Source organism: Rubrobacter taiwanensis (genome assembly GCF_004337705.1).
Taxonomy (GTDB): domain Bacteria; phylum Actinomycetota; class Rubrobacteria; order Rubrobacterales; family Rubrobacteraceae; genus Rubrobacter_C; species Rubrobacter_C taiwanensis.
This window is the reverse complement of record NZ_SKBU01000001.1, coordinates 15,393-37,033: the sequence shown is the minus strand read 5'-3', so window position 1 is coordinate 37,033 and position 21,641 is coordinate 15,393. Positions and strand designations below refer to the sequence as shown.

At 68.5% G+C, this 21,641-nt stretch carries 21 protein-coding genes; 14 read left to right on the top strand and 7 right to left on the bottom strand.

All coding sequences use genetic code 11. The features are described 5' to 3' along the window. Positions 1-30 precede the first annotated feature (30 nt). Positions 31-510 (bottom strand): type II toxin-antitoxin system VapC family toxin, encoded by a 480-nt coding sequence (locus E0L93_RS00195; RefSeq protein ID WP_132687084.1) that lies wholly within the window; start codon positions 508-510, stop codon positions 31-33. 18 nt (positions 511-528) lie between these two features. Beyond that, the gene (locus tag E0L93_RS00190; protein WP_132687082.1) at positions 529-783 is read right to left on the bottom strand and encodes a hypothetical protein; all 255 of its coding nucleotides are present in this window, start codon (positions 781-783) and stop codon (positions 529-531) included. A gap of 363 nt (positions 784-1,146) precedes the next feature. Between E0L93_RS00190 and E0L93_RS00185 the strand changes: the two genes are divergently transcribed. Then, positions 1,147-1,584 carry a DUF433 domain-containing protein gene (locus E0L93_RS00185; protein WP_132687080.1) on the top strand — a complete coding sequence of 146 codons (438 nt, stop codon included), beginning with the start codon at positions 1,147-1,149 and terminating at the stop codon, positions 1,582-1,584. 1 nt (position 1,585) lies between these two features. Further along, positions 1,586-1,966 (top strand): DUF5615 family PIN-like protein, encoded by a 381-nt coding sequence (locus E0L93_RS00180; protein WP_132687078.1) that lies wholly within the window; start codon positions 1,586-1,588, stop codon positions 1,964-1,966. On the opposite strand, the gene rfbC is transcribed toward E0L93_RS00180, so the two are convergent. From rfbC to rfbB, 3 genes are read right to left on the bottom strand one after another with little or no spacing between them, the layout of a single operon-like run. Beyond that, on the bottom strand, positions 1,963-2,517 hold the full coding sequence (gene rfbC, locus E0L93_RS00175) for a dTDP-4-dehydrorhamnose 3,5-epimerase (RefSeq protein ID WP_132687077.1): 555 nt from the start codon (positions 2,515-2,517) through the stop codon (positions 1,963-1,965). The genes E0L93_RS00180 and rfbC overlap by 4 nt on opposite strands. Then, positions 2,514-3,413, bottom strand: a complete 900-nt coding sequence (gene rfbA, locus E0L93_RS00170) for a glucose-1-phosphate thymidylyltransferase RfbA (protein WP_132687075.1) — start codon at positions 3,411-3,413, stop codon at positions 2,514-2,516. The genes rfbC and rfbA overlap by 4 nt, the downstream gene beginning before the upstream one ends. Continuing rightward, positions 3,410-4,486: a dTDP-glucose 4,6-dehydratase gene (gene rfbB, locus E0L93_RS00165; RefSeq protein ID WP_132687073.1), complete on the bottom strand. Its 1,077-nt coding sequence runs from the start codon at positions 4,484-4,486 to the stop codon at positions 3,410-3,412. The genes rfbA and rfbB overlap by 4 nt, the downstream gene beginning before the upstream one ends. A gap of 127 nt (positions 4,487-4,613) precedes the next feature. Between rfbB and E0L93_RS00160 the strand changes: the two genes are divergently transcribed. The 3 genes from E0L93_RS00160 to thrB all read left to right on the top strand — a co-directional run bounded on the left by E0L93_RS00160 (position 4,614) and on the right by thrB (position 9,489). Then, a complete protein-coding gene (locus tag E0L93_RS00160; RefSeq protein WP_132687071.1) occupies positions 4,614-7,349 on the top strand; it encodes a tetratricopeptide repeat protein in 2,736 nt (911 codons plus the stop codon). Between the two features lie 155 nt (positions 7,350-7,504). Then, on the top strand, positions 7,505-8,569 hold the full coding sequence (thrC, locus tag E0L93_RS00155; protein ID WP_132687069.1) for a threonine synthase: 1,065 nt from the start codon (positions 7,505-7,507) through the stop codon (positions 8,567-8,569). Then, positions 8,566-9,489 carry a homoserine kinase gene (gene thrB / locus E0L93_RS00150; RefSeq protein ID WP_132687068.1) on the top strand — a complete coding sequence of 308 codons (924 nt, stop codon included), beginning with the start codon at positions 8,566-8,568 and terminating at the stop codon, positions 9,487-9,489. Before thrC ends, thrB begins: the two co-directional genes overlap by 4 nt. Positions 9,490-9,885: 396 nt before the next feature. Here the strand turns inward: thrB and E0L93_RS16380 are convergent, their stop codons facing one another. Next, positions 9,886-10,011 (bottom strand): hypothetical protein, encoded by a 126-nt coding sequence (locus E0L93_RS16380; RefSeq protein ID WP_279387426.1) that lies wholly within the window; start codon positions 10,009-10,011, stop codon positions 9,886-9,888. 175 nt (positions 10,012-10,186) lie between these two features. On the opposite strand from E0L93_RS16380, the gene E0L93_RS00145 reads away from it, so the two are divergent. From E0L93_RS00145 to cimA, 9 genes are all read left to right on the top strand, one after another. Then, positions 10,187-10,624, top strand: coding sequence for a SufE family protein (locus E0L93_RS00145; RefSeq protein ID WP_132687066.1), 438 nt, complete (start codon positions 10,187-10,189; stop codon positions 10,622-10,624). Positions 10,625-10,981: 357 nt separating this feature from the next. After that, positions 10,982-12,676, top strand: a complete 1,695-nt coding sequence (gene ilvB, locus E0L93_RS00140) for a biosynthetic-type acetolactate synthase large subunit (protein WP_207890241.1) — start codon at positions 10,982-10,984, stop codon at positions 12,674-12,676. Then, entirely contained in the window at positions 12,669-13,046 is a 378-nt protein-coding gene (locus E0L93_RS00135) for a hypothetical protein (RefSeq protein ID WP_132687064.1), read from the top strand. Before ilvB ends, E0L93_RS00135 begins: the two co-directional genes overlap by 8 nt. A gap of 2 nt (positions 13,047-13,048) precedes the next feature. Then, positions 13,049-14,056, top strand: coding sequence for a ketol-acid reductoisomerase (ilvC, locus tag E0L93_RS00130; RefSeq protein ID WP_132687062.1), 1,008 nt, complete (start codon positions 13,049-13,051; stop codon positions 14,054-14,056). Further along, on the top strand, positions 14,053-15,021 hold the full coding sequence (locus E0L93_RS00125; RefSeq protein ID WP_132687060.1) for a branched-chain amino acid transaminase: 969 nt from the start codon (positions 14,053-14,055) through the stop codon (positions 15,019-15,021). The genes ilvC and E0L93_RS00125 overlap by 4 nt, the downstream gene beginning before the upstream one ends. 120 nt (positions 15,022-15,141) lie before the next feature. After that, positions 15,142-16,707, top strand: coding sequence for a 2-isopropylmalate synthase (locus tag E0L93_RS00120; protein ID WP_279387425.1), 1,566 nt, complete (start codon positions 15,142-15,144; stop codon positions 16,705-16,707). A gap of 1 nt (position 16,708) precedes the next feature. After that, positions 16,709-17,839 carry an aminotransferase class I/II-fold pyridoxal phosphate-dependent enzyme gene (locus E0L93_RS00115; protein ID WP_132687057.1) on the top strand — a complete coding sequence of 377 codons (1,131 nt, stop codon included), beginning with the start codon at positions 16,709-16,711 and terminating at the stop codon, positions 17,837-17,839. 1 nt (position 17,840) lies between these two features. Beyond that, the gene (leuB, locus tag E0L93_RS00110) at positions 17,841-18,902 is read left to right on the top strand and encodes a 3-isopropylmalate dehydrogenase (RefSeq protein WP_132687055.1); all 1,062 of its coding nucleotides are present in this window, start codon (positions 17,841-17,843) and stop codon (positions 18,900-18,902) included. After that, positions 18,899-20,461: a citramalate synthase gene (cimA, locus tag E0L93_RS00105; RefSeq protein WP_132687054.1), complete on the top strand. Its 1,563-nt coding sequence runs from the start codon at positions 18,899-18,901 to the stop codon at positions 20,459-20,461. Before leuB ends, cimA begins: the two co-directional genes overlap by 4 nt. 9 nt (positions 20,462-20,470) lie before the next feature. Here cimA and E0L93_RS00100 read toward each other — a convergent pair whose 3' ends face one another. Beyond that, positions 20,471-21,628, bottom strand: a complete 1,158-nt coding sequence (locus tag E0L93_RS00100) for a proton-conducting membrane transporter (protein ID WP_132687052.1) — start codon at positions 21,626-21,628, stop codon at positions 20,471-20,473. Positions 21,629-21,641 lie beyond the last annotated feature (13 nt).

Sequence of the window (21,641 nt, the reverse complement as noted above, 5' to 3'; positions counted from 1 at the left end):
CCATCCTCGGGTTACACCCCGTTCACAGGGTTAACAGGATCCTCCATCCTCCGGTCTCTCGGGAGGTTCGTAAACCTGCACGAGCTCCCCGGCCGCTCTCGTCAGGTTCGAGTCAAACCCCAGGAAAAACACCGCTTTTCCAGAGTCCTCCTCTCCCCGTCGCGACCACGCGTCACACGCCCGCAAAGCAGAGGCCAGGTGTATGGCGTCGAAAACCCGCAGGGCGTGCTCCTGCGCCAGACCACCGGCCTCACGGGCAAGCTCCTCGGTCACTTCCGGCTTCTCTAAGGTCTCCCAGTCTTCGTCCAGCGCCTCTACGGCTTCCCGATGCTCCTCTTCGGAGAAGATGCCCTCCCTGTACTTGCGGGCGAGCGCCGCGCGAGCCTCGGCATAGGCGACGACGGAGCTAACCACAAGCTCCGCTTCCTCCACGGCCCGCTCGACGACCTCCGTGCCGTCTTCCTCCGCGTAGAGCTTCACGAGGGCACTGGTCTCGAGGTACAGGATCATGGAGGAAAAGAACGTGCCTCAGCGGCGGTCCTCTATGACCGCCGCCCCGAGGTTGTCCGGACCCTCGATCCGTACCCTCCGCCCCTTGGGCACGCCTCTGGGCTTGGGCCGGGACCTCTCCGGTGGAGGCGGCAGGTATCCCCGTCCCGAGAGGAACTCCCTTAACGCCGCCTGCATCACGTCTACCAGCCTCGGTGGGATGTCCTGGTCCCGCCTGTAGGCCTCCAGCGCCTCCTCCAGATCGTCCGTTATGGTTACCGATGCACGCCTCATGGATTCATTTTACTCAACCACTACATTTGGTGCAACAGGTGCAAATGGTTCACAGCCGACGATCTCGTTACCGGCATTACGAAGACTCGCACCCGCAGATGGAAGATTCTCTGCGACGCGGACCGCCCGCGTAGAACCCGGACGGGGGGCCGGCCCGGCATCGGGGTAGATTAATACTCCGGCAGCCGTCCGGCTGCGGCGAGCTCCCTCAGGGTGGGGGCGTTGCGGTCCTTCCCGGAGAGGACGGACTCCTCAACGGGCTACTCGATCCGATCTCCGGTGGAAGCACCGATCCGAACGCAGCAGACGCTCGCAAAACATCCTCATGTTACACTCTGTGCATATCGTGAACAGGAGGTCGGTTTGGCATCGAGGGCGAGAGGGCTGAGGTTGCCGGAGGATCTGGAGCGGGATCTGGAGCGGGAGAGGCGCCTCCGTGGGGGGCCGTCCTTCTCCGAGCTTGCGGTCTCGCTGTTGCGGGAGGCGGTGCGGATGCGCCGGGTACCCGGGATCTACTTCGTGGATGGCCTGGACGGCCGGAGAGCGGCGGTCTGGGGAACGGGACTGGAGGTCTGGGAGATCATCCGGAGCTACAGGGAGGTCGGAGAGGACTACGAGAGGTTGAAGGCGGCCTACCCGTGGCTTTCGGAGTCCCAACTCGGGGCGGCGCTCTCCTACTACAGGCTCTATCCCGAAGAGATAGACGCCAGGATAGAGCGCGACGAGCGCTGGACCCCCGAGAGCGTCTACCGGGAGTTCCCGTTCCTGCGCCCGGGGTCTGCGGGAAGCTCCCGGGTGTAGCTTGACGTTCAGGTTCCTGCTCGACGAAGACCTGCCGCCGAAAGCCGCGGAGATAGCCCGGGGGCTGGGGCTGGATGCCGTAAGCGTCCACGAAGTCTCGCGTGCGGGAAGGGCGATCTCCGATCCGGAGCAGTTGAGGTACGCCGCGGAGGAAGGCCGCATCCTCGTCACCCGCAACCGCGACGACTTCATCCGCCACACCGTTGAGTTCTACCGCAAAGGCGAGCTTACGGCGGGTGTCCTGATCGTGACCGGCGGGCTGCCGAACGACCGTCCGGAGAAGATCTCCCGCGCCCTCCTGAGGTGGGAAGAGGCCAGGCGCGAGCGTCCGGAGAGCTTCGGCACCCACTCCCTGGACTTCCTGGGCAGCGGGGTAGATTAATACTCCGGCAGCCGCCCGGCCGCGGCGAGCTCCCTCAGGGTGGGGGCGTTGCGGTCCTTCCCGGAGAGGACGGGCTCCTCAACGGGCCACTCGATCCCGATCTCCGGGTCGTTCCAGAGCGCGCTGCCGTCCGCTTCGGGATCGTAGAAATCGGTGCACTTGTAGTGGAAGAGCGCCGCCTCGCCCGTCACCACAAAGCCGTGGGCGAACCCTTCCGGGATGTAGAGCTGGCGCCGGTTCTCCGCCGAGAGCGTGACCCCCACCCACTCCCCGAAGGTCGGGGATCCCACCCGGATGTCCACGGCCACATCGAACACCTCGCCTTGCAGGACCGAGACCAGCTTGCCCTGCGGGTTGGGGTTCTGGAAGTGCAGCCCCCGCAGCACGCCGCGCGCGGAATAAGAGAGGTTGTCCTGCACGAAGTCCGCCTCCAGGCCGTGCTCCGCGTAGCGTCTGCGGTTGTAGCTCTCCATGAAGAAGCCCCGCTCGTCGCCGAAGACGTCGGGCTCTACCATGAGGACACCGGGAAGGCCGGTCTTTACTACGTTCAACGGCCCTCCACGGGTATGGGACGCACGGTCGGATCCTCCAGCAACTCCAGCAGGTACTGCCCGTAGCTGTTCTTCTTCATCGGTTCGGCCAGCCGCGCCACCTGCTCGGCGTCTATGTAGCCCATGCGGTAGGCGATCTCCTCCGGGCATGCCACCTTAAGGCCCTGCCGCTGCTCCAGCGTCTCGATGAAGTTGGAGGACTGCAGGAGGGACTCGTGGGTACCGGCGTCCAGCCACGCCATGCCGCGCCCCATCAGCTCGACCCGGAGCCGTCCCTGCTCCAGGTAGGCCAGGTTGACGTCCGTGATCTCCAGCTCGCCCCGCGCCGAGGGCGTGAGGCCCGCGGCTATGTCCAGGACCTGGTTGTCGTAGAAGTAGAGGCCGACGACCGCGTAGTGCGAGCGGGGTTTTGTGGGCTTCTCCTCCAGGCTCACAGCCTTGCCGCTCTCGTCCAGCTCGACCACGCCGTAGCGCTCGGGGTCCCGCACCCAGTAGCCGAAGATGGTCGCCCCCTCCGTCCGGCGGGCGGCGCGCTGCAGCGTGCGGGAGAAGTTGTGCCCGTAGAAGATATTGTCCCCGAGCACGAGCGCCACGGGGTCCCGGCCCACGAACTCCCGCCCGATGATGAACGCCTGCGCCAGTCCTTCCGGCCGCGGCTGCACGGCGTAGGAGAACTCAAGTCCCCAATTCGAACCGTCGCCCAGCAGGGTCTCAAAGCGCGGCAGGTCCTGCGGGGTGGAGATGATGAGGATCTCGCGGATCCCCGCCAGCATCAGCGTGCTTAAGGGGTAGTAGATCATGGGCTTGTCGTAGACCGGCAGCAGCTGCTTGCTGACGGCGGTCGTCAGCGGGTAGAGCCGCGTGCCCGAGCCCCCGGCAAGGATTATCCCCTTCACGCGCTTCCCCCCATCAGGCCGAGCCGTTCGCCCGAGTACTTCCCGGCGAGAACCTCCTCACACCAATCCCGGTTCTCCAGGTACCACCGCACGGTCTTAGCCATGCCGCTCTCGAACGTCTCCCCGGGCTCCCAGCCGAGCTCGGTACGCAGCCGCGTGGCGTCCATCGCGTAGCGGCGGTCGTGGCCGGGCCGGTCCTCGACGAAGGTGATAAGCTCCTCGTGCGGCGCGTGTGGAGAGTCGGGAAGGAGCTCGTCCAGCATCCGGCAGATGGTGCGCACCACCTCCAGGTTGGTCTTCTCGCACGAGGCCCCAACGTTGTACACGCGCCCGGGAACCCCGCGCTCCAGAACCGCCTCGATGGCCCGGCAGTGGTCCTCGACGTAGAGCCAGTCCCGGACGTTGCCGCCGTCGCCGTAGACCGGCAGGGATTCGCCCCGCACGGCGCGGTGGATCATGAGCGGGATCAGCTTCTCCGGATACTGGTACGGGCCGTAGTTGTTGGAGCAGTTGGTGGTCAGCGTGGGGAGCCCGTAGGTGTGGTGGTAGGCGCGCACCAGGTGATCTGAGGCCGCCTTGGAGGCCGCGTACGGCGAGTTGGGCGCGTAGGGCGTCTCCTCGGTGAAGAGCCCCTCCTCCCCAAGCGAACCGTAGACCTCGTCGGTGGAGACGTGCAGGAAGCGGAAGCTCCCGCGCGCCTCTGCAGCGAGCGTGCCGAGGTACGCCCGTGCCGCTTCCAGCAGCTCCAGCGTCTCGACCACGTTGGTCCGCACGAAGTCCCGCGGGGAGTCTATGGAACGGTCCACGTGCGTCTCGGCGGCGAAGTTCACCACCGCCCGCGGCCGGTGGACGGCCAGCAGCTCCTCGACGAGGTCGCGGTCGCCGATCCTCCCCCGCACGAAGACGTGGTTCGGGCGGTCCATGACGGACGCCAGCGTGGCCCGGTTACCCGCGTAGGTGAGGGCGTCCAGGTTGACCACCCGCCGCCCGGACTCCACGGCCCGCAGGACATAGTTCCCCCCGATGAACCCGGCCCCGCCGGTTACCAGAACGGTGTCGGTGATCTCGCTCATCCGGTCGCGCCAACCCCCTCCGTCTCTCGCGTGCCGTTCGGGTGGCACCGGCCGAAATCTGGTATACATTCACGGGTTGCCACCCGAATGTGTAGGTTACCAGCATACCGGGAGAAATGACACTCCCATGCACGGCAAGATAAAGCCCACCGGACGCGCCCGGAGAGCGGAGCGCCCGGGCGAACCGGGCCGGAGCCGACTCCGCTCGCCGGAGGCGGGGCTGCTGGCCGCAGCCCTCATCTCTTTAGCGGTCCTCCTGCCGCTGCGGGGCGTCTTCTCGGGGCTGCCGCCTGCGATGTTCCTGGCGACCCTCACGCTCTTCATGTTCCCGGGCGCTCTGGCCTCGCTGCTCCTGCTGGGCAGGCGGCTCCCACTCCCGGCCCACGTCCCGGTAGCGCTCGTGCTGAGCGTGGGCCTCTTCGGGCTGCTCGGGCTCCCCGCGCTGGTGCTGCACTGGAACCCTGGTACGTACCTGGCGCTCTGCGCGGGGGTTCTGGCGAGCTCGCTGGCGCTCGCGGCGTTCCGCGTGCTGGAGGGGCGGTCCGGACCGCCGGGCGGCAGGCTCTTTACGCCGGACTGGCTCTGGGTCCCGTTCCTGGCGGTGGCCGGGCTTCTTGCGCACCTCTCCGCGGTCCGGGTCAGGCACGCCAACGAGGACATCTGGGTGTACCTGGCCTACGTGCGGGAGTTCCTGACCACGGACCGGCTGGGATTCTACTACCCTTACACCGGGGCCGAGGCGGAGTTCTCCCGCCTCTCGATCAACGGCTGGCTGCTGGAGATCTCCACGCTGGCGTGGGTCTCGGGCATAGACCCGGTAGACCTCATGTTGACCTACCTGTCCCCCGCCATGATCGTGGCGGCACTGCTAGCCGTCTACGCGCTCGCCCGCACGATCCTCGGAAGCGAGACCGGGGCGCTGCTGGCCGGGACGCTGACCGGGCTCTTCTTCCTGATCTACCTCAAAAGCTCCCTCTTCACCCCGGGCGGGGAGTTCATAGCGAGGATCGCGGAGGACAAGTACGTGGCCCGCTTCCTCTTCCTCCCGGTGGCGCTCGCGCTGGGCATCCTGTTCCTCCGGGAGCGGACGCTGCTCATGCTCGCGCTCTTCACGTTCGTCTGCTGGTCGGTGGTGGCGGTGCATCCGATGGGGATCATGTTCATCGGGATAGCGGTGGGCGGTTTCGCGCTGGTGCACCTGGTCACGAACCCGCGGGAGTGGGCGCCGACCGTTCATCTGGGCACGGCGGTGCTGAGTATCGGCTTCCCGCCGGCCTTCTACCTCCTCATGACCGGGAACCCGCTCATGAGGCGGCTGGACACGGCCAACCCGGCGGTGCGGGAACAGCTGCTTGAGACGTGGCAGCGGCAGGACCGCCTGATAGAGACCGGTGCGGGCACCTACATCGCCGATCCCTCGCTCTTCACGAATCCGGTAATCCTGGCGGCGTATGCCGTCGGGGTGCCGTTCCTCCTCTGGCGCAGCGAGGGAGCCGCGAAGTGGCTGCTCGGGACTATGCTCCTCTCGCCGGCCCTCATCTACGTCCCCCCGGTGGCCACGCTTATCGGGGACCGGATCGGCCCCTGGCTCCTCTTCCGGCTGGCCTGGCCCGCCTATCTGGCCGCGCTCGTGACGCTGGGCTGGGTGTGCTACGAGCTCCTGCGGTTCGCGCGCTCCAGAGCAGAGAGGCACCGCGGGCTGCGGGAGCTGTCCCCCTTCGTGCCCCTGATCTTCGCCACGGTCGCCGCGGCAGCCGCGGCCCCCTCCGCCGCCGCGGGCATCGGGACGCTGGACCGGCCGGAGAATCTGGCACAAGATCAGACCTCCTGCGCGGACCCGGCCTTCCGCTGGATGCAGGGCGTCATAGACACGCCGAGCCTGGTGCTCGCGCCGGAGGCGGAGAGCGGCTGCCTTGCGGCCTACTCGGGCGAGGCGAACGTAGTGAGCTTCCGGAGCCGGCTGGACGACGACGGGCTGCAGGACGCCCGGGAGCAGGTTCCGGCGAACGCCCGGTTCGTGCGCGAGTTCTACGGCTCCGGTGTCATGGACGAGCGGGCGCTGCGGTTCATGCAAAACCAGAAGGTGCGCTACGTCCTGCTCCCGGTCAACTCAGAACTGGGGACGCAGCTGGAGCACCTGCCGGGCTTCACCAAGCTGGAGGCCCCGGGAGACCGCTACCGCCTGTACGAAGTGAACCCCGGCGAGCTGCAGGCCACGCCGGCCGTGCGGGGCAACACGCTCCTGCGAGCGGGCGAGACGGAGCGGGCCGTGGAGCTCTACAACCGGGCTCTCGCCGGCGGGGAGGACGAGCGGTTCTTAGCCCTCGTGGGCCTCGGCCGGGCGCACCTGCAGAACAACGACTTCGCGCGGGCTGCAACCAGCTTCGAGCAGGCGCTGGAGATCTCGGAAGACCCCGACGTGCGCTCGCTGCTCTCGCAGGCTTACCTGAACCAGGCCGACCTCCGGCGGGCCGCCGCGGAGCTGGAGAGGGCCGTAGAGCTGGAGCCCCGCCGGGTAAAGCACCGGCTGCAGCTGGCCTCGATCCTGATCTTCATCCGCGAGACCGGAGCGGCCATAGAGCAGCACCGGGCGGTGTTGGGCCTCTACCCGGAGGTGCCCCTCTACCGCGTGGCGCTGGGGTCGGCGCTCAATCAGGCCGGGCAGTACGCCGCCGCCGACGCAGAGTTCGAGCGGGCCCTCTCCCAAAACCCGCTCTCCGCCGAGCTGTACACCCGGGTGGCGGAGGCCCAGCGGCACGCCGGCCGGCCGGAGGAGGCCCGCGAAGCCTACGAGCGCGCGCTGGAGCTGAACCCGGAGTACGGACCGGCCCGGAAGGGGCTGGAGGGGCTCGAGCGGTCGTGAGCGACACTTGCAATCCGCGCAGCGGCCGTGGTAGTTTCCACCCTGCAATGAACTGCGAGCGCAGCACCCTCCGCGAAGCCGGGCGAACTACCGGCCCCGGGGCTTAACCCCCGGTCCGCAACTCCCCGTCCGGCTACGAAGAGAGGGGCACCCCCTTGAAGACGCACATCCCGCACGCAAAATCCGGTGTAGTCCGCAAGTACCGGGACCGCCTGCCCGGCATCCCGGACGGCGCCATCGTCTCTCTGGGAGAAGGCGACACGCCGCTCATAGAGGCCCCGCGCGTCTCGGAGCTGGCCGGCGCGCGGGTCTACCTGAAGTTCGAGGGCGCGAACCCGACCGGTTCGTTCAAGGACCGGGGCATGGCCGTGGCCATGAGCCGGGCCCTGGCCGCCGGGAACCGGGCCTGCGTCTGCGCCTCCACCGGGAACACCGCAGCCTCGGCCGCCGCCTACGCCGCGCGCGTCGGCATCCGGTGCTTCGTCGTCGTCCCGGCGGGCGGGGTCGCCCTGGGCAAGGCGGTCCAGGTCCTGGCGCACGGGGCGCGCATCGTCCAGATAGAGGGCTCCTTCGACGAAGCGCTGCGGCTCTCCCGCCGGGCAGCCGCGGAGCTGGACGGGGTGGCGCTCGTGAACTCCGTGAACCCGGACCGCATCGCCGGGCAGAAGACGGCAGCCTTCGAGGTCTGCGAGGCGCTGGGGCGCGCGCCGGAGGCTCTCGCCATCCCGGTCGGCAACGCCGGGAATATAACCGCCTACTGGAAGGGCTTCTGCGAGTGGAGCGGGCCCGCACCCCGGATGCTCGGCTTCCAGGCCGCGGGCGCCGCCCCGCTGGTGCTCGGGCGCGCCGTGGAGCGCCCGGAGACGGTGGCGAGCGCGATCCGCATAGGGGATCCGGCCAGCCGCGAGGGCGCGCTGCGGGCGGTCGGCGAGTCCGGCGGGGAGATAAACGCCGTGACGGACGCGGAGATCCTGGAGGCCCAGGCGCTGCTCGCCCGCGCGGAGGGCGTCTTCTGCGAGCCGGCCTCGGCCGCCGCCGTTGCGGGGTTGCTGAAGCTGGCGCGCGAGGGGCGCTCCCCCGGAGGAACGGTCGTCGCCGTCCTGACCGGCCACGGGCTCAAAGACCCGGACGCCGTAAAGAGCCGGGCGGAGCTGCCGGAGCCGGTCCCGGCGGACTTCGGCGCTCTGGCGGCCCGGATCTCCGGGGAGACGGAGCCGTGATCTCGGTCCGCGTGCCCGCGACCGCCGCTAACCTGGGACCGGCCTACGACGCGGCGGGTCTCGCACTCTCCCTCCACATGCGCGTGAGCCTCGACCGCGCGCCCGAGCCCGTTATCGAGGTGCGGGGCGAGGGGGCGGAGCGCATCCCGCAAGACGAGCACCACCCCTCCTACCGGGCGGCGAAGTTCGTGGCCGAGATCGCGGGCGAGCCCGACGCCCACTTCCACCTAATCCAGGAGAACTCCATCCCGCCGGAGCGGGGGCTGGGCGGCAGCGCCGCGGCGCTGGTCGGCGGCGCGGTAGCCGCCAACGATCTCCTCGGCCGCCATCTGGCCGCCCCGGATCTCCTGAACCTGGTCTGCGAGCTGGACGGCCACCCGGACAACGCCGCTCCCGCCCTGCTGGGCGGGCTGGTAACGGGCACGCTCACCCCCGGCGGGGTCCGCTGCGTGCGCCTGTACCCGGAGGGCCTGCTGGCCGTCGTCGCCGTCCCGGACTTCGCCGTCTCCACCACCGCCGCCCGCCGGGCGCTGCCCCGGAGCGTGCCGCACCGCGACGCGGTCTTCAACGTGGGCCGGGCCGGGCTGCTCGTCGGGGCGCTCGCCACCGGGGAATACGGGCTGCTGCGCGAGGCGATGCAGGACCGGCTGCACCAGACCTACCGGGCGCACCTGATCCCGGGCCTCTGGGACGTGATAGAAGCCGCTCTTGAGAACGGAGCCTACGGGGCCTGCCTCTCCGGCTCGGGCCCGACGGTGCTCGCCCTCGCACCGGACGGCTCCTGCGCCCCGGCCATGCAGGCCGCCTTCGAGGCACACGGCGTCCGGGCGCGCGCGCTGGAGCTGGAGATCAATGCCTCCGGAGCCCGGGTCGAGCCGCCCGGCGAGGTCTCCACTCCCCGCCTCCAGCCCGTGCCGTAAGAAAGCCGTCATCCGGTGGTCTGCCGGGGCAGGGAAAAGAGAGGTCAGCTATACCAGAGGACCCGCGCGCCCGGAGGGTTAGGGAGCGGCTTGGCAGATGAGGTCTACCCGAGTGGCTCGAGCAAGGCCAAATCGGTAATGCTTACCGGGGAAGGGCAGCGCGCCGCCCAAGAGGCGTTCCGAAAGTTGTTCGCGCGGCGGTAAGCCGGGTATAGAGATCAGCCGGTGCATCGCTATTCACCGGTTCTCCACCTACCCACCCGTCTTTCGCGACGATCTGCTCAAGCCAGCATCCTGTCCTCCGCTTGCTCTGCGTCCGGCCGGCTACCTTGCGGGACAGGATCGGCAGGCAAAGCGCCGCGAGAGGCGATCCTCTGCGGCATCAGCGCGAGGCCGCTAAGATAGCGGCTCTATGCCGGCGTAGATCTCATCCAGCGCCAGCTCTGCCTCCGGGCGGGGAACGTTCGCCGACGAGGTCCGCCGGCCGCCGCACCCCATCCTTGCCGCGCCGGTAGCTTTCATGTAACCGGTATAGCGCAGACACTCAGAATGCCCCCGGGGAAGGAGCGCAGATAGCACCTGGATTGACCTCGGGCGGAGCCTTCGAGACGTAACGTGGCGCGGGCATCTCCTGAGAGGCTGACCACCGCTTTAGCTGTCAGAGTTGCCATGCATTTCTGATAGACTTAGGGTCGCTATGAGCATACCGAACCAGCTACAGCGCGTAATAGAGGAGTTCGAGGCCGCGCCCGGCTCGCTGCGGCTCCCGCTGCTTTTGGAGTACTCGGAGAAGGTCCCGCCGCTGCCGGAGCACCTGGCGGACAACCACGACGAGATGGAGCAGGTGCACGAGTGCCAGACCCCGTTCTTCCTGGCCGAGGAGATAGACGACGGGGGCCGGGTCACCCTGTACTTCGACGCCCCGCCGGAGGCCCCCACCACGCGCGGCTTCGCCGGGGTGCTCCTGGAGGGACTCAACGGCCTGCGGGCGGAGGAGATCCTGGCCGTCCCCGACGACTTCTATACCCGGATGAAGCTGCACGAGGTCATCTCCCCGCTGCGGCTGCGGGGCATCGGGGCCATACTCTTCCGGCTCAAGCGCCGCCTCAGGGAGCGCGTCGGGGCCGGAGCCTGAGAAGACACCGGCGCGTCCCGAACTTTTTCTCAAAGAACGGCTTGACAAGCTCCGGGATCGCAGATATCGTGCTGTCAGCATCGTTCAGAAGAGTGAGCTAGGAGAGGCTTGACAGACATAACGGAAACGGAGCAGATGCAGGTCTCGGCGCTCAAGCGCGAGCGCGCCCAACAGCTCACTCCTCCCATTCACCCGCGAGTATCCAGGGAGGCCCCCCGGACCATCGGCGGACGACTATCTCGCCTACCGGTCCGGGGTGGCATCGTAACCCTAGCCTGAAACCTTCGCGGCGCGCTTCCCCGCAATCATTTCGCACAGGCACTCGCAGAGTACCCACGACGAGGGAATGGGAGAACAGTGGAGAACACCGCTTTCGGAATAGAATACCGCCCGCGCACCGGCAGCGAAGCGATGTGCGAAGCTCTCCTGGACGAGGGGGTGGAGTTCCTCTTCGGGTATCCCGGGGGGGCGATCATGCCCTTCTACGACGCTCTGGTGGACTACCCGCTCAAACACGTTCTGGTGCGCCACGAGCAGGCCGCGGCGCACGCCGCCGATGGCTACGCCCGGGCCACCGGGAAGGTCGGGGTCTGCGTGGCGACGAGCGGTCCCGGAGCGACGAACCTGGTGACCGGCCTCGCCACGGCGTACATGGACTCGGTGCCGCTGGTGGCGATCACGGGCCAGGTCGGGCGGGCGGCGATGGGCAAGGATGCCTTCCAGGAGACCAACGTGACCGGCATGACGCTGCCGGTCACCAAGCACTCCTTCCTGGTTGAGGAACCGGAGGAGCTCTACCCGACGATGCGGCGGGCCTTCGCCATAGCCCGCTCGGGCCGTCCGGGGCCGGTGCTGGTGGACGTGCCCAAGGACGTGCAGTTCGCCGCGGTCAGCGGCAACGGTTACCGGCAGCTGCGCGAGGCCCCGCCGCCCATCCCGGCCCCGGCGCTGGAGGCGGCGGCCCGGCTCATAGAGCGCGCCCGGCGGCCGATCATCCTGGCCGGGCACGGCGTCACGCTCTCCGGGGCGGAGCTGGAGCTGCGGATGCTGGCCGAGCGCTGCGGCATCCCGGTCTCCACCACCCTGCTCGGCATAAGCTGCTTCCCGGACGACCACCCGCTCAACATCGGGATGCCGGGGATGCACGGCGCGGCGAGCGTAAACCGGGCCATAGACCGTTCGGACCTCCTCATCGCGGTCGGGATGCGGTTCGACGACCGGATCACGGGCAACCCCGAAAAGTTCGCCCCGAACGCGAAGGTCATCCACATAGATGTGGACCCGTCCGAGATGGGGAAGGTCGTCCGGCCGACGGTGGGCATCGTGGCGGACGCGAAGCTCGCCCTGGGCGGCGTCCTGAACCACCTGCGAAAGAGCCCGGAGTGCGGCGCCTGGCGTGAGGAGCTGGCCGTGGATCAGGCCCCCGAGCGGCGCAAGGAGGCGGAGGCCCGGGGCAGGTTCGGTCCGGTCCGGATCATGGAGGCCATCCGGGAGGCCACGGGCGGGGAGGTGCGGCTCGTCACCGACGTGGGCCAGCACCAGATGTGGGCCGCCCGGCACTTCCGCTACACCAGGCCCAACAGCCACATAACCAGCGGGGGTTTGGGCACGATGGGGTTCGCGCTCCCGGCCGCTATGGGCGTGGCGCTTGCCTGCCCGGAGGAGAGCGTGTGGGTCGTCGCGGGCGACGGCGGCATCCAGATGAACATCCAGGAGCTGGCCACCATCCGGGACCTCGGGCTGAACATCAAGGTGGCGGTCATAAACAACGGGTATCTGGGGATGGTCCGCCAGTGGCAGCAGTTCTTCCACAACCGGCGCTACTCCGAGACCCCCATAACCGGCCCTGACTACGAGACGCTGGCCGCGGCCTACGGCCTCACCGGGCGCACCGTCCGGGAGGGAGACGACGTGGAGCGGGTCGTGCGCTGGGCCGAAGAGCGCGAGGGGTTTACGATCCTGGACTTCCACATAGACCCCGAGCAGAACGTCTACCCCATGATCCCGAGCGGCATGAGCGTCGCGGAGATGATCGAGGAGGACGATGCCTAGCGCGCTGGAGATACGCCTCTGCGGCGGCCTCCTCGCCCTCAACCGGCTCTCGATGACGCTGCAGAACAAGCGCATGCCGGTCGAGGGCCTCACCCTGGCGCGCAATGGCGCGGAGGTCCGGGTGACCGTCGTGCTGGACTGCGAAGGGGAGACCGCCCGCCGCTACGCGGCCCTGCTCTCCGGTCTGGAGGACGTCTCGGAGGCCGGCGTGGTGGCGGATCTTGAGGAGGTCGCGCTGGTGCGGGCGGACGGCAGGTGCGAGGCGGTCTCCGGCAGCCCGGAGTACGTGGAGCGGTGGCTCGCGGAGAACGAGGTCGAAGACGCGGTGCGGCTGGGCCCGGTGGCCCGGCCCGGGAAAGGAGCTTGCTAGAGATGGCGCGAGTATACCGGGAAGGCGACATAGGCAATGAGATAGCGGACCGCAAGATAGCCGTCCTCGGCTACGGCAGCCAGGGGCACGCTCATGCCCTGAACCTCAGGGACTCCGGCTGCGAGGTTGTGGTCGGCCTATACAAGGAGAGCCCGAGCTGGAGCAAGGCCGAGCGGGACGGTCTTGCGGTCACGGAGACGCCGGAGGCCGTCCGGTGGGCCGACGTGGTAATGATGCTGCTGCCGGACGAGGCGCAGCCGGCCGTCTTCCGGAGCGAGGTGGAGGGCAACCTCTCGGAGGGGATGCTCCTCCTCTTCGCCCACGGCTTCAACATCCACTTCAACCAGATCCGGGTCCCCCCGGAGGTAGATCTGGGGCTCGTCGCGCCCAAGGGTCCGGGGCATGTCTTGCGGCGGCTGTACGTGGAGGGCAGGGGCATGCCGGCGCTCTTCGCCGTCGGGAACGACGCCTCGGGGCGGGCGCGGGACCTCACCCTCTCCTACGCCCGGGCCATCGGCTGCGGCCGGGCCGGCATCATTGAGACCACCTTCGGCGAGGAGACCGAGACCGACCTCTTCGGCGAGCAGGCGGTGCTCTGCGGCGGGCTCACCGCGCTCCTGACGGCCGGGTTCGAGACGCTGGTCGAGGCCGGCTACCAGCCGGAGCTTGCCTACTACGAATGCGTCAACGAGCTGAAGCTGATCGTGGACCTCATCTACGAGGGCGGGCTTGCGGAGATGCGCTACTCCATCTCCAACACCGCCGAGTACGGGGATTACGTATCCGGCCCGCGCGTCATAGACGAGCACGTGAAGGAGAACATGCGCCGGATCCTGGCCGAGATCCAGAGCGGCCAGTTCGCCAAGGAATGGGTGCTGGAGAACCAGGCCGGGCGCCCGAACTTCCTGGCGCGGCGCCGCCGGGAGGCCGAGAGCCGGGTCGAGAAGGTGGGAGCGGAGCTGAGATCTCTGGCCGCCGAGGGGGTCGGCGCGAAAGGAGAGGAGAGATGAGCAGGAAGGCCTTCGCGGTCTCGGACGGAGACTGGTCGTACTTCGACGGCGAGTTCGTGCGGCTCGGAGAGGTGCGCCTCTCCCCCGCCGCCAACGCGCTCAACTACGGCACGGGCGTCTTCGAGGGCATCCGTGCCTACTGGAATCCGGAGCGGCAGGAGCTGAGGGTCCTCAAGCTGCGCGAGCACTACGAGCGGTTCGCCAACTCGTGCAAGCTGATGCGCATAGACCCCGGGCTCTCGGTGGACGATCTGTGCGAGGTGACGCTGGAGATTTTGCGCCGCAATGCGCCCCGGGTGGACACCTACATCCGGCCGCTGGCGTTCAAGTCCGCGGAGTCAATCGGCGTAAAGCTGAGCGGGCTTAAGTCCTCGCTCTCGATCTTCACCGTCCCGATGGGCAACTACGTGGAGCTCACGGGCCTCCGGTGCTGCGTGGCCTCTTGGCGGCGCATCCCGGACAACGCCATCCCGGCCCGCTGCAAGCTGACCGGCGCGTACATCAATACGGCGCTCGCGGTGGACGACGCCCAGAAGGCCGGCTTCGACGACGCCATCTTCCTCACGCAAGAAGGCACCGTCTCCGAGGCCAGCGCGGCGAACATCTTCATCGTGCGCCGGGGCGAGGTCGTAACCCCGCCGCTCACCGCGGACATCCTGGAGGGCATCACCCGGGACGCGGTCATGGAGCTGCTGGAGCGCGAGTGGGGCATAGAGGTCGTCGAGCGCGACATAGACCGGACCGAGCTCTACGCAGCCGACGAGGTCTTCCTGACCGGGACCGGGTACCAGATCGCACCCGTCGTCGAGATAGACCACCGGCCCGTGGGCAGCGGTGAGATGGGCCCCATCACGGGCCGGCTGCAGGAAGCGTACTTCCGGGCCGCGCGCGGAGACAACCCGGACTACGAGCACTGGACGGTCCCCGTGGAGACCGCGCACAGGGAGCGGGCGGCAGCCTCCTAGAGAAGATGCGCTCCCTCCTCCACACGCGCCTACGACGACTATCCGGGGTGGCCGCCGGCCGAATTACCCCGCCCGGCCTGTAGCCGGGCACCGGCGGCCACCCGCCCGCGGTTCTGAATCTTGTCGCAAGCGCAAAGGAGGAGAGAGAGAATGCGGCGCGTACAGATCTTCGACACCACACTCCGCGACGGCGAGCAGTCCCCCGGGATCTCGCTCTCCGTGGAGGAGAAGGTAGAGATAGCCCACCAGCTCGCCCGGCTGAAGGTAGATGTGATCGAGGCCGGCTTCCCAATCACCAGCGAGGGGGACTTCGAAGCGGTAAGCCGGATAGCCGCCGAGGTGCGGGGACCGGCGGTAGCGGGCCTCGCCCGCGTGAAGTTTCCGGACATCGAGCGGGCCTGGGAGGCCGTAAAATGGGCCGGGAAGCCCCGCATCCACACCTTCGTCGGCACCTCGGATCTGCACATCGAGTACCAGATGCGCTCCAGCCGCGAGCAGGTGGTAAAGGAGGCGGCCGAAGCGGTGCGCTTCGCCAAGAGCCTCGCGCCGGACGTGGAGTTCTCCCCGATGGACGCGACGCGGACGGAGATCGGCTACCTCTCGGAGGTGGTCGCCGCCGCCGTGGAGGCCGGGGCGGACGTGATCAACATCGCCGACACCGTCGGCTACACCACGCCGGCGGAGTTCGCCGCGCTGCTGAAGGAGCTGCAGCAGCGCGTCCCGGAGCTCAAGGAGCGCACCCTCTCGGTGCACTGCCACGACGACCTGGGCATGGCGGTCGCCAACACGCTGGCCGGGGTCGAGGCCGGGGCCACCCAGGTCGAGGTGGCGGTCAACGGCATCGGGGAGCGGGCCGGGAACGCCTCGCTGGAGGAGGTGGTCATGGCGCTCGCTACCCGGAAGGACTTCTACGGCGTGGAGGTCGGCGTGGATACCCGCCAGCTCGCCAACACGAGCCGGATGGTCTCCAACATGACCGGATATGAGGTCCCGCCGAACAAGGCCGTGGTCGGCCGCAACGCGTTCGCGCACGAGTCCGGCATCCACCAGGACGGCGTGCTCAAGGACCGCCGCACCTTCGAGATCATGGTCCCCCAGGACATCGGGCTGGACGGGAACAACATCTTCCTCGGCAAGCACTCCGGCCGCCACGCGCTCAAAGAGGCGTTCGAGGAGCTGGGCTACCACCTGGAGGGCGACGCCCTGAACCGGGCGTTCCGGCAGTTCAAGGAGATAGCGGACAACAAGGCCGTAACCGCCGCGGACCTGGAGGCCATAGCCGTAGACCAGGTCGGCTCCTTCGAGGGCAAGTTCGAGCTCTCTCACTTCCGGGTTGTGGCCGCGAGCGACCGCCAGAGCCGGGCCGCCGTCACGATCTCCCACGCCGAGAACGGCACCTACGAGGCCGAGGCCGAGGGCGAGGGGCCGGTGGACGCGGTCTTCAAGGCCATAGACGCCGCCACCGGCATCAAGGGCCGGCTCAAGGAGTTCCGCATCGACGCCGTGACCGGCGGCAAGGACGCCCTGGGCGAGGTCCGGGTGCGCGTGGAGTTCGAGGGCGAGGAGTGCTCCGGCCGCGGCCTCTCGCAGGACGTGGTGGAGGCGGCGGCCCGGGCATACGTGCGGGCCGCGAACGTGTATGTGGCGAACCGCTCCGGAGCCCGGGTGACCCAGGAAGCGATCTAGCTTGCGGCCACGCCCTTTCCGGCTCGAACGCTTCTTCGCCGAGCACGAGTTCTCGGTTCCCCACCTGCTGTGCGCCTCGGACTGCGAGCCCGTGAAGCTGAACGAGCTGCTGGAGCTCGCCGACACCGGGAGCCGCGTGCTGTGGGAGAATCTCTCTCTGGGCTACACCGAGCCGGCCGGGCACCCGCTGCTGCGCGAGGAGATAGCCCGCCTCTACAGAGGGCTAAAACCGGAGGACGTGCTGGTGACGAGCGGGGCGGAGGAGGCGATCTTCCTCCTCACCCACGCCCTGCTCGCCCCCGGCGACCGGGTCGTCTACACCGCCCCGGCCTACCAGTCGCTGCACGAGCTCTCCCGCGCGCTCGGGTGCGAGGTCGTCCCCTGGCGACTGCGCGAGGGCGCGGGCTGGGATCTGGACGGGCTGCGCCGGCTCGCGGGTGAGAACGCCCGGGCGGCCGTCGTCAACTTCCCCCACAACCCCACCGGCTACCTGCCGGACGAAGGCTTCTTCCGCGAGCTGGTCGAGCTGTGCGCCGGGAAGGGCGTGCGGCTCGTCTCCGACGAGGTCTACCGCCTGCTGGAGTACGAGCCGGAGGCCCGCCTGCCGGCCGCCTGCGAGCTGGACGGCCGGGCGGTCTCCATCGGGGTGATGAGCAAGGCCTTCGGGCTTGCAGGGCTGCGCATCGGGTGGCTGGCGAGCCGGGACCGCGAGCTGCTGGCCCGGACCGCCGCGCTCAAGGACTACACCACCATCTGCGCTTCGGCCCCGAGCGAGACCCTCTCCACCATCGCGCTGCGGGCGAAGGAGCGGATCCTGGAGCGCAACCTGGGCATCATCCGCAGCAACCTCGAACGCCTGGAGCCGGTGCTGGAGGAGTACGGCGGCCTCCTCTCCTGGCACCGCCCCCGGGCCGGGTGCACCGGGTTCCTGCGGCTCGCGGTCCCGGCGGATGGGTTCTGCCGGGAGCTGCTGGAGGGCGCGGGCGTGCTGCTCCTGCCCGGCAGCCTCTACCCGGATGCGGACTCGTTCCACGCCAGGATAGGCTTCGGCCGCCGGGACTTCCCGGCGGGTCTGGAGGCGCTGGAGGGCTACCTCGCAAAGAACTACTCCCGGATTCAGGAAGGAGCCTGATATGCCCCCCTACACGATCCTCACCCTGCCCGGCGACGGTATCGGACCGGAGGTCGTAGGTGCGGCGCGCGAGGCGCTGGACGCCGCCGCGGAAGCCTTCGGGTTCGCACTGGAGTACCGGGAGGCCCCGGTCGGAGGGGCCGCCATCCGGGAGGGAGGAGAGCCCATCTCGGAGGAGACCCTCTCCCGGGCGAAAGAGGCCGGCGCCGTGCTGCTCGGGGCGGTCGGCCACCCGGACTTCGATAACGCCCCGGTGCGCCCCGAGCGGGCGCTCCTGAGGCTGCGCCGGGAGCTCGGGGCGTTCGCCAACCTGCGGCCGGTGGCCGCCATCCCGGCGCTCGCGGGCGCCTCCACCCTCAAGCCGGAGGTGCTGGAGGGCGTGGATCTGCTCATCGTGCGCGAGCTCACCGGCGGCATCTACTTCGGGGAGAAGCGGGAGGGCGACGACTACGCCAGCGACCTCTGCGAATACTCGAGGGAGGAGGTCGAGCGCGTGGCGCGGGTGGCGTTCGAGGCGGCGAAGCTGCGCCGGGGGCGAGTCACTTCGGTAGATAAATCCAACATCCTGGCCACCAGCCGCCTGTGGCGCAGAGTGGTAGAGGAAGTTGCGGCGGACTACCCGGAGGTGGAGCTGGACCACCTGCTGGTGGACGCGGCGGCGATGGTCCTGGTCCGGGACCCCGGCCGCTTCGACGTGGTGCTCACCGAGAACATGTTCGGAGACATCCTCTCCGATGAAGCGGCGATGCTCACCGGGTCGCTCGGGATGCTGCCGAGCGCCTCTCTGGGCGAGGCGGGCTCCACCGGCATCTACGAGCCGGTGCACGGCAGCGCCCCGGACATCGCCGGGCAGGGAATCGCGAACCCCTACGCCGCCATCCTCTCGGCGGCGATGCTGCTCCGCTACTCCCTGGACGAGCCGGAGGCCGCGGCCGCCGTGGAGCGCGCCGTCTCTGGCGCACTCGAAGACCGAATTATGACGCCCGACCTCGGCGGTCGGGCGACCACGGAGCAGGCCACCAGAGCGGTAACGGAGCGCATAGCGGCGGAGGCGAGGGTATGACCGTAAAGCTGTTCGACACCACCCTGAGGGACGGGACCCAGCGCGAGGGTGTGACGCTCACCATCGAGGACAAGGCGCGCATCGCGCGCCGGCTGGACACTTTAGGCGTCCACTACATCGAGGCGGGCTTCCCGGCCTCCAACCCGAAGGACCTGGAGTTCTTCCGCAGCTTCGAGCAGCCGGAGCTCGGGCACGCCAAGCTCGTGGCCTTCTCCCGCTCCCGGCGCCGGGGCGTGGCGGCAGCGGACGACCCGGCCGTCTCTCTACTCACCGAACTCTCCGCGCCCGTGGCGTGCATCGTCGCCAAGAGCTGGGACTTCCATGTAGAGAGGGTGCTGCGCGTCTCGCCGGAGGAGAACCTTAAGAGCGTCCGGGACACGGTGGCCTACCTGGTGGAGGCGGGCAAGGAGGTCATCTTCGACGCCGAGCACTACTTCGACGGCTTCCGGGCCAATCCGGAGTACGCACTCGCCGTGCTGCGCGCCGCGGCCGGGGCGGGGGCGACGACCCTCGTCCTCTGCGACACCAACGGCGGCACGCTCCCCACGGAGCTCAAGGCCGTGGTAAGCCGCACGGTGCAAGAGTTCCCCGGTGTGGAGATCGGGATACACACCCACAACGACGCCGGCTGCGGGGTGGCCAATGCCCTGGCGGCGGTCGAGGCCGGGGCTACACACGTGCAGGGGACGGCGAACGGGATCGGGGAACGCTGCGGCAACTGCGACCTCATAACCACCATCGCCAACCTCCAGCTCAAGATGGGGCTGCGGGTGGTGAGCGACGAGCAGCTCGCACGCCTGACCGAGACAGCCAACTACATCTCCGAGCTGGTGAATATTACGCCGGACGCCCACCGGCCCTACGTGGGCCGCAGCGCCTTCGCCCACAAGGGCGGGCTGCACGTAGACGGCATAACCCAGGACCCGAGAACCTACGAGCACGTCCCGCCCGAAGCGGTCGGCAACGCCCGGCGGATGCCGGTCGGGGAGCTCTCGGGCAAGAACACGGTGCGCCGGAAAGCCGAGGAGCTGGGCCTGGACCCGGGCGATGTGACCGCGGTGCTGCGCGCCATCAAGCAGAAGGAGCACGAGGGCTACCACTACGAAGCGGCCGATGCCTCGCTCGCGCTTCTCATCGCGCGCACCACCGGAGAGGCGCGGCGGCTCTTCACGCTTGAGAGCTTCCGGATAATCTCCGAGAAGCGGGCCGACGGGGAGACGACGGTGGAGGCGACCATCAAGCTGGTAGTGGACGGCAAGCGGGTCATCTCTACTGCCGAGGGCAACGGTCCGGTGAACGCGCTGGACGCCGCCCTGCGCCGGGCCATAGAGCCCCACTACCCGGAGCTCAGGAACATCCACCTCTCCAACTACAAGGTGCGCATCCTGGACGAGCACCGGGCGACCGCCGCCACCACCCGCGTCCTCATAGACTCCACCGACGGCAAGAAGACCTGGGGAGCGGTCGGCGTGAGCGAGAACATCATCGAGGCGAGCTGGCAAGCGCTCGTGGACAGCCTGGAGTACGGCGTCAACGGGGTCACCCGGGAAGAAGGGTAATCCCTCCGGCTAGGCGCTGACCTCCTCCCGGGCTCCGGCCTCGCTCCCTTCCGCAGCCTCGCCGGAGATGGCGATCGCGCCGCCGCCGACCGAGGTGACCCTGCCGGCCATGCTCGCCCAGACACCGACCGAGAAGCCCCTTTCGGCGGGTTCGGCTATCTTCTGCTCGTAGGAGACCTCGTCCCCCTCCGATACGACGGGGATGGCCGGGGTCAGCACGCCGCCCGCCAGGGGAACCCGCACGCCGGAGACCTTCCCAACCAGCGAGACGAAGCCCTCTTCGGGGGGAGGGGTCTTGATGTCCCGGGCGTACTCCTTGCTCTGGCGGCCTTCGGGGATCAGGAGCAGGGAGTTGGTGGTACGCTTGATACATGCCTCCCCGCTCTTTACGGCCCTGCCGTCAAGGATCTCATTGATGTACGGTCCGCCGTCGGCGATCACGAAGCGCTCGGAGCCGGTATCACCCCCGACGACGCTATCGGCGCCCGCCACCTCCTCATCCACGTCTATGCCAGAGATCTCCAAGATCTCCCTGACCGAGGCACCCACCGGCGCTTCGTAGGCCTTGAGATCCATGATGTGCTTCTCCATCCCGAAGACGGTGAAGAAGACGGTCGTCACGGGCTTGCCCAGGAAGAGCGCCCTGTAGACGTTAAGCAGCGTCTCCGAGTTGTTGACGACAATGCCCACGTCCGGCGGCATCCCCGGGCGCCTCGAGCCGTCCGGGTTGTTCGTGAACAGCGGGACCTTCTTGTCGGTGGCGTGCTTAACGAGGGTCTTCTCCTCGCCGAGGGCGTAGGTGTCCGGCACGTAACGTATATCGTAGACGCCGTCGTCGACGTAGTCCTCGTATTCGGCGTACCACTCGCGGTCTTTCTCATGAATGCCCAAAGAGACCTGCTCGAACTCGAAGACCGCCTTCATGGCCTCAAAGAGCTCTAGAAACTCCCGCAGGTATATCTTGTGCAGCAGCTTGTCTCCCCAGTAGCCCGGCTCGCTCTCGGTGGCGTTGACGATCAGGTGCGGCAGGGGCCGCTTGTACTTGAAGTAGGCCGGGAAACCCCCGCCCCCCGCGCCGACTATGCCGGCATGCTGCATTATCTCCACCGCTTCCTCGCGGCTGAGGGCCTTTACCTCTTCGAGGCTCCGCTTCCTCATCTCGACCATGATCCGCTCCCCC

Bases quoted from the DNA above. Each gene is read 5' to 3' on its own strand.
- E0L93_RS00195 (WP_132687084.1), bottom strand. From the start codon at position 510: ATGATCCTGTACCTCGAGACCAGTGCCCTCGTGAAGCTCTACGCGGAG.
- E0L93_RS00190 (WP_132687082.1), bottom strand. From the start codon at position 783: ATGAGGCGTGCATCGGTAACCATAACGGACGATCTGGAGGAGGCGCTG.
- rfbB (WP_132687073.1), bottom strand. From the start codon at position 4,486: ATGAGCGAGATCACCGACACCGTTCTGGTAACCGGCGGGGCCGGGTTC.
- E0L93_RS00160 (WP_132687071.1), top strand. From the start codon at position 4,614: ATGCACGGCAAGATAAAGCCCACCGGACGCGCCCGGAGAGCGGAGCGC.
- E0L93_RS16380 (WP_279387426.1), bottom strand. From the start codon at position 10,011: ATGAAAGCTACCGGCGCGGCAAGGATGGGGTGCGGCGGCCGGCGGACC.
- E0L93_RS00145 (WP_132687066.1), top strand. From the start codon at position 10,187: ATGAGCATACCGAACCAGCTACAGCGCGTAATAGAGGAGTTCGAGGCC.
- E0L93_RS00135 (WP_132687064.1), top strand. From the start codon at position 12,669: ATGCCTAGCGCGCTGGAGATACGCCTCTGCGGCGGCCTCCTCGCCCTC.
- ilvC (WP_132687062.1), top strand. From the start codon at position 13,049: ATGGCGCGAGTATACCGGGAAGGCGACATAGGCAATGAGATAGCGGAC.
- E0L93_RS00125 (WP_132687060.1), top strand. From the start codon at position 14,053: ATGAGCAGGAAGGCCTTCGCGGTCTCGGACGGAGACTGGTCGTACTTC.
- leuB (WP_132687055.1), top strand. From the start codon at position 17,841: ATGCCCCCCTACACGATCCTCACCCTGCCCGGCGACGGTATCGGACCG.
- cimA (WP_132687054.1), top strand. From the start codon at position 18,899: ATGACCGTAAAGCTGTTCGACACCACCCTGAGGGACGGGACCCAGCGC.
- E0L93_RS00100 (WP_132687052.1), bottom strand. From the start codon at position 21,628: ATGGTCGAGATGAGGAAGCGGAGCCTCGAAGAGGTAAAGGCCCTCAGC.